The organism is Streptomyces sp. NPDC093801, assembly GCF_040701585.1.
In the GTDB taxonomy this organism is placed as follows: Bacteria; Actinomycetota; Actinomycetes; order Streptomycetales; family Streptomycetaceae; genus Streptomyces.
The window spans coordinates 163,271-179,801 of record NZ_JBFBDP010000008.1 but is presented as its reverse complement, the minus strand read 5'-3'; the positions used below and the strand labels follow the sequence as shown (position 1 = coordinate 179,801).

2 protein-coding genes are annotated in these 16,531 nt (G+C 75.4%); both read right to left on the bottom strand.

What is annotated here, in order from left to right:
- Window positions 1-22: 22 nt before the first annotated feature.
- On the bottom strand, window positions 23-5,566 hold the full coding sequence (locus AB0469_RS11380; RefSeq protein WP_366451100.1) for a type I polyketide synthase: 5,544 nt from the start codon (window positions 5,564-5,566) through the stop codon (window positions 23-25).
- A gap of 113 nt (window positions 5,567-5,679) precedes the next feature.
- Window positions 5,680-16,512, bottom strand: coding sequence for an SDR family NAD(P)-dependent oxidoreductase (locus AB0469_RS11375; protein WP_366451099.1), 10,833 nt, complete (start codon window positions 16,510-16,512; stop codon window positions 5,680-5,682).
- Between the last annotated feature and the right edge of the window lie 19 nt (window positions 16,513-16,531).

The window sequence follows — 16,531 nt, the reverse complement described above, 5'->3', positions numbered from 1 at the left end:
GAGCGCAGGGCCTGAACCGCCGTCAGAGGAGGCCGAATTCACCGTCGATGAATTCGAAGATCTCGTCTGCGGAGGCGGATTCCAGCTGGTCGGCGACCGTGGGGGCGTCCGACGTGTCGAGCACTCCGTTGCACCTGGCCAGCAGTCCCTGGAGGCGGAGCGCGATCCCGGCCTTCATGGACTCGTCGAGGGCCAGGGTGCCGATCAGTGATTCGACGTCCTCCAGACGGGAGTTCACCCGGGACAGGGCGTCGTCGCCGATGCCGAGCCCGTCGCGCAGGTGGCGGGCGAGGACCAGCGGGGTGGGGTGGTCGAAGACGAGCGTGGCCGGGAGCTTCAGACCGGTCGCCTCGCGGACCCGGTTGCGCAGCTCGACCGAGGTGAGCGAGTCGAAGCCGACGTCCTTGAACGCCGTCTCCGGCCGGACGCCCGCCGGGTCGGTGTGTCCGAGCACGAGCGCGGCCTGGGCGCGGACCAGGTCGAGGAGCAGCGCCTCCTGCTCGGCCGGGCCGAGTCCGGCCAGCCGGCGCATCAGCCCGCCCCCGTCGCCCGCGGCCGCCGCCCGTGCCTGCTGCCGGCCCACGGGGACCAGTCCGCGCAGCAGGTGCGGGACGCCGCCGCGCGCCGCGGCACCGGCCCGGACACCCCGCAGGTCCAGCTTGGCCGGCACCAGCAGGGGCCGGCCCGCAGCGACGGCGGCGTCGAACAGTTCCGTCCCCTCGGCGGGCGTGAGCGCCACGACCCCGTCGCGGCTGGCGCGGCGGCTCATGCGTGCCTGGTCGTCGGCGCTGAGGTGGGTGGTCATGTTGGTGGCGTGCGCCCAGGTGCCCCAGGCGAGGGAGACGGCGGGCAGACCGGCGGCCCGGCGGTGGTCCATCAGCCCGTCGAGGAAGGCGTTGGCGGCGGCGTAGCCGCTGCTGCCGGCGCCCATGAAGACGGAGGAGGCGGAGGAGTAGACGATGAACGCGTCCAGGTCGAGGCCCCGGGTGAGGTCGTCCAGGTGGCGCACCGCGTCGACCTTCGGCGCGAACAGCTTCGCCAGCTGTCCGGGGGTCAGCGCTTCGACCAGCCCGGCTTCGAAGACACCCGCGGTGTGGACGACGCCGGTGAGGGGGTGTTCGGCCGGGACGGAGGCCAGCAGGGCCTCGGCCTGGCCGCGGTCGGACATGTCACAGGCGGCGACGGTGACGTCGGCGCCCTCCGCCGTCAGCTCGGCGACGAGCTCCCGGACGCCCTCGGCCTCCGGGCCGCGGCGGCTGGCCAGCACCATGTGCCGGACGCCGTGCCGGACGACGAGGTGCCGGGCGATCAGGGAGCCCAGCGAGCCGCCGCCGGAGACGAGGACGGTGCCTTCCGGCGCGAACACCGCGGGTGCGTCCGGGGCGTCACCGCCGGTGCGGACGAGCCGGGGGACGGACAGGGTGGTCCCGCGCACGGCGACCTGCGGTTCGCCGCAGGCGAGGAGGGGGCCGAGCACCGGCTCCGCGTTCCCCCCGGCGGCGGGGTCGAGGTCGACGAGGACCAGCCGGTCGGGGTTCTCGGCCTGCGCGGCCCGCACCAGGCCCCACACGGCCGAGCCGGCCGGGTCGGTCACCGCACCGCCGTCACCGGCCGGCACCGCGCCCCGGGTGGCCACGACCAGCCGCGACTCCTCCGGGCCGGCCCCGGCCAGCCAGGCCTGGACGACGCCCAGCACGCGGGAGGCCAGGGCAAGCACCGCGTCCTCGCCGCCGTCGCCGACGGCTTCCAGCAGCGCGACGGCGGGCGCCTGCCCGCCCCCGGCGAGGGCCGCCACGTCGTCGGCGGTGGCCACGGGCGCCCAGGACGGCGGGGCGTCCCCGGAGGGCGGCGCAAGCTCGGTCCACTCCACCGCGAACAGCGAGTCGGAGAGCGCGCCGCGGGCCGCCGTCTCCAGCTGCTGGGCGGACACCGGACGGGAGACCAGCGAGTCCAGGGTCACGACGAGCCCGCCGGTCTCGTCGGCGGCCTGGAACGACAGGGCGTCCGGACCGCTCGGCGCGACCCGCACCCGCAGGGCCGGGGCGCCCGCGGCGTGCAGCGCGAAGCCGTTCCAGGAGAACGCCAGCCGCGGCTCCCCGGCCTCCTCCTCCCCCGCCGTGCCGGCGGAGGGGGCGAAGGTTCCGGCCTGGAGGGCGGCGTCCAGGAGGGCCGGGTGCAGGCCGAACGCGCCGGCCTCCTTGCGCTCCTCGTCGGGCAGGGCGACCTCGGCGAACACCTCCTCGCCGCGCCGCCAGACCGCCCGCAGGCCCTGGAACGCCGGCCCGTACGCGAGACCGTGCGTGCGCAGCTCGTCGTAGAACGCGGGGGCGTCCACCTCGACCGGCTGCGCACCGGCCGGCGGCCAGGCGGCGAAGTCGAAGGCCGGGGCGGGTGTGGCCGGGGCGGGCGACAGGAGCCCGGTGGCGTGCCGGGTCCACCCGTCCCCGCCGGCGGCGTCCTCGCTCAGGGAGTAGACGTCGACCGGACGCGACCCGTTCTCGCCGGGCGCGCCGAGCGCCACCTGGACCCGTACGCCGCCGTGGTCGGGGACCACGAGCGGCGCCTCGATGACGAGCTCTTCCAGCAGCCCGCAGCCCACCTCGTCACCGGCGCGCACGGCGAGTTCCACCAGTCCGGTGCCGGGGACGAGCAGCACGCCGCCGATGGCGTGCTGGGCCAGCCAGGGGTGCGAACGCACGGACAGGCGGGAGGTGAGGACGAGCCCGTCGGACTGCGGCAGCCGGACCACGGCGCCGAGCAGCGGGTGGCCGGCCTCGGCCTGCCCGAGGGAGGCCGCGTCGGTGGGTGTTCCGGTGGCGTGGAGCCAGTAGTGCCGGTGGTCGAAGGCGTACGTCGGCAGCTCGACGCGCGCCGTCGTGACGGACGGCAGGACCGCCGCCCAGTCGACGGCCAGGCCGCGGACGAACAGCTCGGCCAGGGAGGCGTACAGGCGGCGCAGGCCACCGTCCTCACGGCGCAGCGACCCGGTCACCACGACCTCGGCGCCCGCACCGTCCACGGCCTCGCTGATCGGCTGGACCAGCACCGGGTGCGCGCTGACCTCCAGGAACACCCCGTGCCCCTGGCCGAGCAGGGCGGTGACGGCCGGACCGAAGCCCACCTGACTCCGCAGGTTGCGGTACCAGTACCCGCCGTCCAGGACACCGGCCTCCGCCACCCAACCACCGGTCACGGTCGAGTAGAACGGGACCTCGGGAGCCTTCGCCGCGACCCCCGCGAGGGCCTCGGCCAGCAGGCCCTCGATCGCCTCGACGTGCCGGGTGTGGGAGGCGTAGTCCACCGCCACCCGACGCACCCGGACACCCTCCAGGGCGAGCGCCTCCAACGCCTCGTCGAGCGCCTCGGCGTCACCGGCGACCACCACCGAGGCGGGCCCGTTGACAGCGGCGACCTCGACCCGGTCCGCCCACCGCTCCAGCTTCGCGACCGCCTCATCGGCACTCAGCGCCACCGACGCCATCCCGCCCCGGCCCGCCAGCTCCTTCGCGATGGCCTGGCTCCGCAGCGCCACCACACGGGCCGCGTCCTCCAGCGACAGCGCACCGGAGACGCAGGCGGCCGCGATCTCCCCCTGGGAATGGCCGAGTACGGCGTCGGGCTCGACACCGACGGACCGCCACACGGCAGCCAGACCGACCATGACGGCGAAGCTCGCGGGCTGGAGCACGTCCACCCGCTCCAGCAGCTCCGGCGCCGCCTCGCCGCGCAGCACCTCGACCAGCGACCAGTCCACCCACGGCTCCAGCGCCGCGGCACACTCCGCGATCCGCGCCGCGAACACCGGCGAGGAGTCCAGCAGTTCACGGCCCATGCCGGCCCACTGCGACCCCTGACCCGGGAACACCCACACGACCTTGCCCGGCGCACCCGCGCTGCCGGTCACCACACCGGCCGCGTCCTCGCCCCGTGCGAGGGCCTCCAGCCGCATCCGCGCCTCGTCGGCGGACCCCGCCACGACCACCGCGCGCTCACCGAAGAGCGCACGCTCCGCCACCAGCGCCGCGGCGACCTCCGCCAGGGAGGCACCGCCGCCGGCGTACTCCGCCAGGCGTCCGGCCTGACCGGCCAGCGAGGCCGCGCTGCGCGCCGACACCACCAACGGCACCACACCACCGGCCACCGGAGCCGAAGCCGCGACCGCTGCCGCGGCCTCCTCCTCCGCCGGAGCCTCCTCCAGGATCAGGTGCGCGTTCGTCCCACTGACCCCGAAGGAGGAGACGCCCGCCCGGCGGGGCCGGCCGTCGCGCGGCCACTCCCGGGCCTCGGTCAGCAGCTCGATGGCCCCCTCCGTCCAGTCCACCTGGGTGCTGGGCTGCTGTGCGTGCAGGGTCGGGGGGATCACCCCGTGCCGCAGCGCCTCCACCATCTTGATGACGCTGCCGACTCCGGCCGCGGCCTGCGTGTGGCCGATGTTGGACTTCAGCGAGCCCAGCCACAGTGGCCGCTCGGGGTCGCGCCCCTTGCCGTACGTGGCGAGCAGCGCCTGCGCCTCGATCGGGTCGCCCAGCGCGGTGCCCGTCCCGTGCCCCTCGACCACGTCCACGTCGGAGGGGGAGATCCCGGCGCCGGCGAGTGCCGCTCGGATGACCCGCTGCTGCGAGGGGCCGTTGGGGGCGGTCAGGCCGTTGGAGGCGCCGTCCTGGTTGACGGCGCTGCCGCGCAGCACCGCCAGCACCCGGTGGCCCTTCTCGCGGGCCACCGACAGCCGTTCCAGCAGCACCACGCCGACGCCCTCGGCGAGGCCCATGCCGTCCGCGCCGTCGGCGAAGGCCTTGCAGCGGCCGTCGGTCGCCAGGCCGCGCTGCCGGGAGAAGGCCATGAAGGAGCCGGGGGTCGCCATGACCATCGCGCCGCCGGCGAGGGCCATCGAGCACTCGCCCCGCCGCAGCGCCTGCGCGGCGAGGTGCATGGCCACGAGCGACGAGGAGCAGCCGGTGTCGATCGACAGCGCCGGCCCCTCGAAGCCGAAGACGTACGACACCCGGCCCGAGGCCACGCAGGACGCCGCTCCGGTGCCCGCGAAGCCCTCGACCTCCGGGGTCACCACGCCGGCGCCGGCGCCGTACCCCTGGCCGGAGACGCCGGAGAACACGGCGACGTCGGCGCCCTTGAGCGCGTACGGGTCGAGGCCGGCCCGTTCCAGGGCCTCCCAGGAGGTCTCCAGCAGCAGCCGCTGCTGCGGGTCCATCGCGAGGGCCTCGCGCGGGGAGATCCCGAAGAACCCGGCGTCGAACAGGCCCGCACCCTGGAGGAAGCCGCCCTGGTCGGTGTACGAGGTGCCCGCGTGGTCGGGGTCGGGGTCGACCAGGCCCTCCAGGTCCCAGCCGCGGTCCTCGGGGAATCCGGAGACCGCGTCGACGCCGTCGGCCACGAGCCGCCACAGGTCTTCGGGCGAGGCGACGCCGCCGGGGTAGCGGCAGGCCATGGAGACGATGGCGATCGGCTCGCGCGCCTGGTCCTCGACCTCGCGCAGCCGCTTGCGGACATCGCGGGCGTCGGCGATGGCCTTCTTGAGGTAGTCGCGGAGTTGTGCCTCGTCAGCCACTGGATTCAGCTCCAAGGAAAGGTGATGTGAGCAATTGCTGTGGGGGGTCCCGCACCGGGTGCGGGGGGGGGACGGCCGGGCGCGCCCGTGCGGGCCCGGCCGTCCGGTCCGGCTCAGTCGAGCCGGTCGAAGATCGCGAACAGCTCTTCGTCGTCAGCGGTTTCGAGATCCTCGTCGGAGGCGTCGGCACCTCCCGGCGCGGTGCCCGGACGACCCGCAGCCTCGGCTGCCTTCAGCAGCTCCCGCAGGCGTACGGTGATCCGCTCGTGCGCCTCCTCGTCGGCGGCGGCGGACTCGATGGCCGCTTCCAGGCCGGTGAGGCCTGCGAGCACCGGGTCGGCCGGGGAGGCCTCCTCGACGCCGCATTCCTCGCGCAGGTGGCGGGCGAGGACCAGCGGGCTCGGGTAGTCGAAGACCAGCGTGGCCGGGAGCTTCAGGCCCGTCGCCTCGCGGACCCGGTTGCGCAGCTCGACCGAGGTGAGCGAGTCGAACCCGGCTTCCTTGAACGCCGTCTCGGCGCGGAGGCCGCCCGGGCCGGTGTGCCCGAGCACGGCCGCCGCCTGGGTGCGCACCAGGTCGAGGAGCAGGGCCTCCTGCTCCGCCGCGCCGAGTCCGGCGAGCCGGTCGGTGAGCTTGAGGGCTTCCTGGCCCGTGCCCCCCGCCCTGGCCTGCTGCCGGCCCGCGGGGACCAGTCCGCGCAGCAGGGGCGGTACGCCGCCGCCGGCCGCCGCGTCGGCCCGTACCGCACGCAGGTCCACGTTGACCGGGACCAGGAGCGCATCCGCCGATCCGAGGGCGGCGTCGAAGAGTTCCATGCCCTCGGCGGATCCGAGCGCCTGGACTCCGCCGCGTCCCTCGCGCCGGCTCATGCGGCTCTTGGTGAGCTCGTCGAGGGTGGTGGCCATGCCGGTGAGCTGCTCCCACGGGCCCCAGGCCAGGGAGAGGCCCGGCAGGCCAGCGGCCCGGCGGTGGGCCATCAGGCCGTCGAGGAAGGCGTTCGCGGCCGCGTAGGCACCGCTGCCGGCGCCCATGAAGACGGAGGAGGCGGAGGAGTAGACGACGAACGCGTCCAGGTCCAGGCCCCGCGTCAGCTCGTCCAGGTGCGTGACCGCGTCGGCCTTCGGCGCGAACACCCCGGCCAGCCGCTCCGGAGTCAGCGTCCCGATGACGCCCGGGTCGAAGACGCCCGCGGTGTGCACGACACCGGTGAGGGGGTGCCCGTCCGGTACGGACGCCAGCAGCGCTTCGGCCTGGGCCCGGTCGGAGACGTCGCAGGCCGCCACCGAGACGGTGGCGCCGTGCCCGGTCAGCTCGGCGACCAGTTCCTCGATCCCTTCGGCCTGCCGTCCGCGGCGGCTGGCCAGCAGCAGGTGCCGTACGCCGTGCCGGGCGACCAGGTGCCGGGCCGCGAGCGCGCCCAGCGAACCGGCACCGGACACCAGGACGGTGCCCTCCGGCGCGAAGACCACCGGAGCCTCCTGCGCCGACCCCGCGACACGGGCGAGGCGCGGCACGAACAGAGCCGCTCCCCGCACCGCGACCTGCGGCTCACCGCAGGCCAGCACGGCGGCGAGGACGGAGTCCAGCACCGAGTCCGTACCGCCTTCGGCGAGGGGGTCGACGTCCACCAGGACGATCCGGTCGGGGTTCTCCGCCTGCGCGGCCCGCACCAGGCCCCATACGGCCGAGCCGGCCGGATCGGTCACCGCACCGCCGTCACCGGCCGGCACCGCGCCCCGGGTGGCCACGACGAGGCGCGACTCCTCCGCCCCGGAGCCCGCCAGCCACGCCTGCACGACCCCCAGCACGCGCGAGGTCAGCTCCAGAGCCGAGTCCCCGCCGCCGACCGCCTCCAGCACCGGCACCGCCGCGGCTGCGGCGCTCCCGGCCAGGGCCGCCACGTCGGCGGCACCGGTCACCGGCAGCCACGACGGGCCGGAGTCCGCCGCGTCGGCCGTACCCGTCCCGGTCCACTCCACCCGGTAGAGGGAGGTGGCGGACACCGCGTCGGCCGCGGCGCCCAGCCGGTCGACGTCGACCGGTCGCAGGACCAGCGAGTCCAGCGACACCACCGGGCTGCCCGTCTCGTCGGCGGCCTGGAAGGACACCGCGTCGGGGCCGCTCGGCGCGATCCGCACCCGCAGGGCCGAGGCCCCGGCGGCGTGCAGGGCCAGCCCGTTCCACGCGAACGGCATCACCGGCTCGCCGGACTCCTCGTCCGCCGTGCTCGCCGCGGCGCTGAACGTCCCGGCCTGGAGGGCCGCGTCCAGGAGGGCCGGGTGCAGACCGAACGCAGCCGCTTCCTTGCGCTGCTCCTCGGGCAGGGCGACCTCGGCGAAGAGCGCCTCGCCGCGCCGCCAGACCGCCCGCATGCCCTGGAACGTGGGCCCGTAGGCGTATCCCATCTCGGCGAGCAGGGCGTAGCCGGCACTGATGTCGACCTGCTCGGCGCCGGCCGGGGGCCAGGCGGCGAAGTCGAACCCGTGACCGGCGGGCCGGTCGGTGGCGGACAGCATGCCGGTGGCGTGCCGCGTCCACCCGTCCCCGTCGGCGGCGTCCTCGCGGCGGGAGTAGATCTCCACGGTGCGCGAGCCGCTCTCGCCGGGCGCGCCGACCGCGACCTGGAGCCGGACCCCGCCGTGGTCGGGGACGACCAGAGGCGTCTCGGTCACGAGCTCCTCCAGGAGCCCGCACCCGGCCTCGTCACCGGCGCGTACGGCCAGTTCGACCAGACCGGTGCCGGGGAGGAGCACCAGGCCGCCGACACGGTGGTCGGCGAGCCAGGGGTGCGTGCGCAGGGACAGGCGGGAGGTGAAGACGAGCCCGTCGGACTGCGGCAGCTGGACCACGGCGCCGAGCAGCGGGTGGCCGGCCTCGGCCTGGCCGAGGGAGGCCGCGTCGGTGGCCGACTCGGCGAGGTGCAGCCAGTAGTGGCGGTGGTCGAAGGCGTACGTCGGCAGCTCCATGCGCCGGGCCGGCTGTGGCACGACACCGCTCCAGTCGAGGTCGACGCCGCGGACGAACAGCTCGGCCATGGAGGTCAGCAGGCGGCGCGTTCCGCCGTCCTCGCGGCGCAGGGAGCCGGTCACCACGACGTCGGCGTCGAGGCCGTCGACGGTCTCGCTGATGGGCTGGACGAGCACCGGGTGCGCGCTGACCTCCAGGAACACCCCGTGCCCCTGGCCGAGGAGGGCGGTGACGGCCGGGCCGAAGCCCACCTGACCGCGCAGGTTGCGGTACCAGTACCCGCCGTCCAGGACGTCCGCGTCCTCGACCCAACCACCGGTCACGGTCGAGTAGAACGGGACCTCGGGAGCCTTCGCCGCGACCCCCGCGAGGGCCTCGGCCAGCAGGCCCTCGATCGCCTCGACGTGCCGCGTGTGCGACGCGTAGTCCACCGCCACCCGACGCACCCGGACACCCTCCAGGGCGAGCGCCTCCAACGCCTCGTCGAGCGCTTCGGCGTCACCGGCGACCACCACCGAGGCGGGCCCGTTGACGGCGGCGACCTCGACCCGGTCCGCCCAACGCTCCAGCTTCGAGGCCGCCTCCTCGGCGCTCAGCGCCACCGACGCCATCCCGCCCCGGCCGGCCAGCTCCTTGGCGATGGCCTGACTGCGCAGCGCCACCACACGGGCCGCGTCCTCCAGCGACAGCGCGCCGGAGACGCAGGCGGCCGCGATCTCGCCCTGGGAATGGCCGAGTACGGCGTCAGGCCGAACGCCCACCGACCGCCACACCGCAGCCAGGCCGACCATGACGGCGAAACTCGCCGGCTGGAGCACGTCCACCCGCTCCAGCAGCTCCGGCGCCGCCTCGCCCCGCAGGACCTCGGTCAACGACCAGTCGATCCACGGCTCCAGCGCCGCGGCACACTCCGCGATCCGCGCCGCGAACACCGGCGAGGAGTCCAGCAGTTCACGGCCCATGCCGGCCCACTGCGACCCCTGACCCGGGAACACCCACACGACCTTGCCCGGCGCACCCGCGCTGCCGGTCACCACACCGGCCGCGTCCTCGCCGCCGGCCAGCGCCCGCAGCCCCGTCAGCGCCTCCTCGTCCGAGCCCGCGAGCACCACCGCCCGCTCGCCGAAGACCGCGCGGCCCGATGCCAGGGCCCCGGCCAGCTCCGCCGCCGGCACCCCGTCGGCGCGCTCGACGTACGCGGCCAGGCGTCCGGCCTGACCGGCCAGCGAGGCCGCGCTGCGCGCCGACACCACCAGCGGCACCACACCACCGGCCACCGGGGCCGGGACCGTTGCCGCTGCCGCTGCCGCGGCCTCCTCCTCGGCCGGGGCCTCCTCCAGGATCAGGTGCGCGTTCGTCCCGCCGACACCGAACGAGGAGACCCCCGCCCGGCGCGGGTGGGCGCCGCGCGACCAGTCCCGGGCCTCGGTCAGCAGCTCCACCGCGCCCGCCGTCCAGTCGACCTCGGTGGTGGGCCGCTGGACGTGCAGGGTGGGCGGCATGACGCCGTGGCGCAAGGCCTGCACCATCTTGATGACGCTCGCGACGCCCGCCGCGGCCTGCGTGTGGCCGATGTTGGACTTCAGCGAACCCAGCCACAGCGGCCGCTCGGGGTCGCGGCCCTTGCCGTACGTGGCGAGCAGCGCCTGCGCCTCGATCGGGTCACCGAGAGCCGTGCCCGTCCCGTGGCCCTCGACCACGTCCACGTCGGCCGGGGAGAGCCCCGCACCGGCCAGCGCCCTGCGGATCACCCGCTGCTGCGAGGGACCGCTGGGAGCCGTCAGGCCGTTGGAGGCGCCGTCCTGGTTGACGGCGCTGCCGCGCAGCACCGCCAGCACCCGGTGGCCGCGCTCCCGCGCCACCGACAGCCGCTCCAGGACGACCACGCCGACGCCCTCGGCCAGGCCCATGCCGTCCGCGCCGTCGGCGAAGGCCTTGCAGCGGCCGTCACCGGCCAGGCCGCGCTGCCGGGAGAAGGCGAGGAAGGCCCCGGGCGTGGCCATCACCATCGCGCCGCCCGCCAGTGCCATGGAGCACTCGCCCTGGCGCAGCGACTGCGCGGCCAGGTGCATGGCCACCAGCGAGGACGAGCAGGCGGTGTCCACGGACACCGAGGGGCCCTCCAGGCCGAACACGTACGACACGCGGCCGGTCGCCACGCTCGGGGCCAGACCCGTGCCTGCGAAACCCTCGACCTCGGGTGCGACGGTGCCGGTGCCGTAGCCCTGGCTGGAGACGCCGGAGAAGACGCCGACGTCGCTGCCCTTGAGCGAGAACGGGTCGATGCCCGTGCCCTCCAGGGCCTCCCAGGAGGTCTCCAGCAGCAGCCTCTGCTGCGGGTCCATCGCGAGGGCCTCGCGCGGCGAGATCCCGAAGAACCCGGCGTCGAACAGGCCCGCACCCTGGAGGAAGCCGCCCTGGTCGACGTACGAGGTGCCGGCCTGGTTGGGGTCCTGGTCGAACAGGCCCTCCAGGTCCCAGCCGCGGTCGTCGGGGAATCCGGAGACCGCGTCCCGGCCCTCGGACACCAGCTGCCACAGCTCCTCGGGCGAGGAGACGCCGCCGGGGTAACGGCAGGCCATGCCGACGATCGCGATGGGCTCACCGGCGTCGGCGGCCACGGCCGCCGTCTGCTCGACGGGGGCGGGCGACACGTCGCCGAACTCCTCGCGCAGGTAGCGGGCGAGGGCCAGCGGGGTCGGGTAGTCGAAGACGAGTGTGGCCGGGAGCTTCAGGCCGGTCGCCTCGCGCACCCGGTTGCGGAGCTCGACGGAGGTGAGGGAGTCGAACCCGGCGTCCTTGAACGCCATGTCGGCCCGGACGCCGCCCGGACCGGTGTGGCCGAGGACGACGGCGGCCTGGGTGCGCACCAGGTCGAGGAGCAGGGCCTCCTGCTCGGGGGCCGTGAGTCCGGCCAGCCGTGCGGAGAGCTTGCGGCCCTCGTCCGCGGTGGCTCCCGCCTGCGCCTGCTGCCGCCCGGCCTTGACGAGGCCGCGCAGCAGGTGGGGCACCGTACCGCCGGCCGCCGCGTCGGACCGTATGCCGCGCAGGTCCAGCTTGACGGGCACGAGCAGCGGCTGCTCGGCGCCGAGGGCGGCGTCGAACAGGCCCATGCCCTCGGCGGCGGAGATCTCCAGCACACCGCTGCGGCTCGCCCGCGCCTGGTCGACGCTGCTGAGGTGCGAGGCCATGCCGAGGGACTGCTCCCACAGGCCCCAGGCCAGTGACAGGCCCGGCAGGCCCGCGGCCCGGCGGTGGTCCATCAGGCCGTCGAGGTAGTGGTTGGCCGACGAGTAGTTGCCCTGCCCGGCGCCGCCGGAGAGGCCCGCGACGGACGAGAACACGACGAAGGCGTCGAGGTCCAGGCCCCGGGTCAGCTCGTCCAGGTGGCGCACCGCGGCCACCTTCGGCGCGAACACCCCGGCCAGCCGCTCCCTGGTCAGCACCCCGATCAACCCGTCGTCGAAGACGCCGGCCGTGTGGACGACGCCGGTGAGGGGGTGCCCGGCCGGTACGGACGCCAGCAGCGCGGCGAGCTCGTCGCGGTCGGAGAGGTCGCACGCCACCACCGCGACCTCGGCGCCCCGCTCGCCGAGTTCGGCGACCAGTTCCGCCATGCCGTCGGCGGCCGGTCCGCGGCGGCTGGCCAGCAGCAGGTGGCGGACACCGTGCCGGGCGACCAGGTGCCGGGCCACCAGACCGCCCAGCGAACCGGCACCCGACACCAGGACCGTGCCTTCCGGGGCGAAGGTCCCCGGAGCGTCCGGGACCTGCGCGGCGGCGCGGGCGAGACGGGGCACGGAGAGGGTGGTCCCGCGTACGGCGACCTGCGGCTCACCGCTGGCCAGCACGGCACCAAGGACGGAGTCCATCACGGAGTCCGTGGCGCCTTCGGCGGCCGGGTCGACGTCCACCAGGACGATCCGGTCCGGGTTCTCCGCCTGCGCGGCCCGCACCAGGCCCCACACGGCCGAGCCGGCCGGGTCGGTCACCGTACCGCCGTCGCCGGCGGGCACGGCGCCGCGGGTGGCGATCACCAGCTGCGAGTCCTCCAGCCCGGCCCCGGCCAGCCACGCCTGGATGACTTCCAGCACGCGGGAGGCCAGGTCCAGCACCGGGTCCTCGCCGCCTTCTCCGACGGCCTCCAGGACCGCGATCAGCGACAGGCCGTCGGCGGCCGCCAGGGCCTCGGACAGCGCCGTCACCTCGTCGGCGGTGGACACGGGTGCCCACGTCTGGACGGCGTCCACCTCCTCCTCGGGCTGCGGGAGCGCGCTCCACTCCACCCGGAACAGCGCGTTGGCGGCCGCCGTGTCCGCCGGGGTCTCCAGCTGCCCCGCGGACACCGGACGGGAGACCAGCGAGTCCAGGGTCACGACGAGCCCGCCGGTCTCGTCGGCGGCCTGGAACGACAGGGCGTCCGGACCGTTCTGCGCGACGCGTACCCGCAGGGCCGAGGCACCCGCGGCGTGCAGGGCCAGCCCGTTCCACGCGAACGCCAGCACCGGTTCCCCGGGCTCCTCGTCCGCCGCGCCCGCGTGGGCGAAGGTCCCGGCCTGGAGGGCCGCGTCCAGCAGCGCCGGGTGGACCCCGTACCCGCCGGCCTCCTTGCGGTGGTCGTCGGGCAGGGCCACCTCGGCGAAGACCTCGCCGTCACGCCGCCAGACCGCCCGCAGGCCCTGGAACGCGGGCCCGTACCCGTAACCGCGCTCGACCAGGTCGCCGTAGAACTCCCCGGCCTCGACCGGCTGCGCACCGGCCGGCGGCCAGACGGTGAAGTCGAAGCCGCTGCCGACCGGTTGGGCCGTGGCCGACAGGATGCCGGTGGCGTGCCGTGTCCACGCGTCGGTCTCGGCGTCCTCGCGCAGGGAGTACACCGCCACGGAGCGCGAGCCGTTCTCGCCGGGCGCGCCGAGCGCCACCTGGACCCGTACGCCGCCGTGGTCGGGGACGACCAGGGGCGCCTCGATGACGAGTTCCTCCAGCAGCTCGCAGCCGGCCTCGTCACCGGCGCGCACGGCCAGCTCGACCAGCCCGGAGCCGGGGAGGATGACCACACCGCTGACGGCGTGGTCGGCGAGCCAGGGGTGCGTGCGCAGGGACAGGCGGGAGGTGAAGATGAACCCGTCGGACTGCGGCAGCCGGACCACCGCGCCGAGCAACGGGTGATCGACCTGGGTCTGTCCCAGCGAGGCCGCGTCCGTCGCGGCGCCCGTGTCCTTCAGCCAGTAGTGCTGGTGCTCGAAGGCGTACGTCGGCAGCTCGACGCGCGCCGTCGTGACGGGCGGCAGGACCGCCGCCCAGTCGACGGCCAGGCCGCGGACGAACAGCTCGGCCAGGGAGGCGTACAGGCGGCGCAGGCCACCGTCCTCACGGCGCAGCGACCCGGTCACCACGACCTCGGCGCCCGCACCGTCCACGGCCTCGCTGATCGGCTGGACCAGCACCGGGTGCGCGCTGACCTCCAGGAACACCCCGTGCCCCTGGCCGAGGAGAGCCGCGACGGCCGGACCGAAGCCCACCTGACTCCGCAGGTTGCGGTACCAGTACCCGCCGTCCAGGACACCGGCCTCCGCCACCCAACCACCGGTCACGGTCGAGTAGAACGGCACCGTGGGAGCCTTCGCCGCGACCCCCGCGAGGGCCTCGGCCAGCAGGCCCTCGATCGCCTCGACGTGCCGCGTGTGGGAGGCGTAGTCCACCGCCACCCGACGCACCCGGACACCCTCCAGGGCGAGGGCCTCCAACGCCTCGTCGAGTGCCTCGGCGTCACCGGCGACGACCACGGACGACGGGCTGTTGACCGCCGCCACCTCGACCCGGTCCGCCCAACGCTCCAGCTTCGAGGCCGCCTCCTCGGCGCTCAGCGCCACCGACGCCATCCCGCCCCGGCCGGCCAGCTCCTTCGCGATGGCCTGGCTCCGCAGCGCCACCACACGGGCCGCGTCCTCCAGCGACAGCGCACCGGAGACGCAGGCGGCCGCGATCTCCCCCTGGGAGTGGCCGAGTACGGCGTCGGGCTCGACACCGACGGACCGCCACACGGCAGCCAGACCGACCATGACGGCGAAGCTCGCCGGCTGGAGCACCTCCACCCGCTCCAGCAGCTCCGGCGCCGCCTCACCCCGCAGCACCTCGACCAGCGACCAGTCCACCCACCGCTCCAGGGCGGTCGCGCACTCCGCGATTCGCGCCGCGAACACCGGCGAGGAATCCAGCAGTTCACGGCCCATACCGGCCCACTGCGCACCCTGACCCGGGAACACCCAGACCACCCCGCCCGCAGCAGCCGCAGTGCCGGTCACCACACCGGCCGCGTCCTCGCCGCGGGCCAGCGCCCGCAGCCCCGCGACGGCCTCCTCGGCGGACCCGGCCGTAACGACCGCACGCTCCCCGAAGACCGACCGACCCGACACCAGAGCCCCGGCCACCTCCGCCAAAGAAACACCCTCGGCACCCTCCACGAACCCGGCCAGCCGCCCGGCCTGAGCCGCCAGCGAGGCCGCGCTGCGCGCCGACACCACCAACGGCACCACACCACCGGCCACCGGAGCCGCAACCGTTGCCGCTGCCGCGGCCTCCTCCTCCGCCGGAGCCTCCTCCAGGATCAGGTGCGCGTTCGTCCCACTGACCCCGAACGCCGACACGCCCGCCCGGCGCGGCCGGCCGTCGCGCGGCCACTCCCGGGCCTCGGTCAGCAGTTCCACGGCGCCCGCCGACCAGTCCACCTCGGTGGTGGGCACGTCCACGTGCAGGGTGGGGGGCATCACGCCGTGGCGGAGCGCCTCCACCATCTTGATGACGCCGGCCACGCCCGCCGCGGCCTGCGTGTGGCCGATGTTGGACTTCAGCGAACCCAGCCACAGCGGCCGCTCCGCGTCGCGGCCCTGCCCGTAGGTGGCGAGGACGGCCTGGGCCTCGATCGGATCGCCGAGCGCGGTGCCCGTCCCGTGGCCCTCCACCACGTCCACGTCCGCCGACGCCAGCCCGGCGTTCGCCAGCGCCCCGCGGATCACGCGCTGCTGGGACGGACCGTTCGGCGCGGTCAGGCCGTTGGAGGCCCCGTCCTGGTTGACCGCGCTGCCGCGCAGCACCGCCAGCACCCGGTGGCCCTTCTCGCGGGCCACCGACAGCCGCTCCAGCACCACCACGCCGACGCCCTCGGCCCAGCCCGTGCCGTCGGCCGCGTCGGCGAACGCCTTGCAGCGGCCGTCGGCGGCCAGGCCCTTCTGCCGGGAGAACTCGGCGAAGACGCCCGGGCTGGCCAGGACGGTCGCGCCGCCGGCCAGGGCCATCGAGCACTCGCCCTGCCGCAGCGCCTGCGCCGCCAGGTGCATGGCGACCAGCGACGAGGAACACGCCGTGTCCACCGACACCGCCGGGCCCTCGAACCCGAGGACGTAGGAGACCCGGCCGGACGCCACGCTCGTGGAGCCGCCCGTACCGGCGAAGCCCTCGATCTCGGGCGTGACCATGCTGGCGCCCGGGGCGACGTAGCCCTGGCCGAACACCCCGGAGAACACGCCGACGTCGGCGCCCTTCAGGGAGACGGGGTCGATGCCGGCCCGCTCCAGCGCCTCCCAGGAGGTCTCCAGCAGCAGCCGCTGCTGCGGGTCCATCGCGAGCGCCTCGCGCGGCGAGATCCCGAAGAACCCGGCGTCGAACAGACCCGCCTCGTGGAGGAAGCCGCCCTGGTCGACGTACGAGGTGCCCGCACGGTCGGGGTCCGGGTCGAACAGGCCCTCCAGGTCCCAGCCGCGGTCCTCGGGGAACCCGGTGACGGCGTCACGGCCCTCGGACACCAGCTTCCACAGGTCCTCGGGGCCGGCCACCCCGCCGGGCAGCCGGCAGGCCATGCCCACGATGGCGATCGGCTCACGGGAGGCGTCGAGGAGCCGCCGGTTCTGCTTCTTCAGCGAGCCGACTTCTTCCAGCGACTTCCTCAGCGCCTCGACGACCTTCTCGTAGGACGCACTCACGTTGGGTTCCCCATTCTTT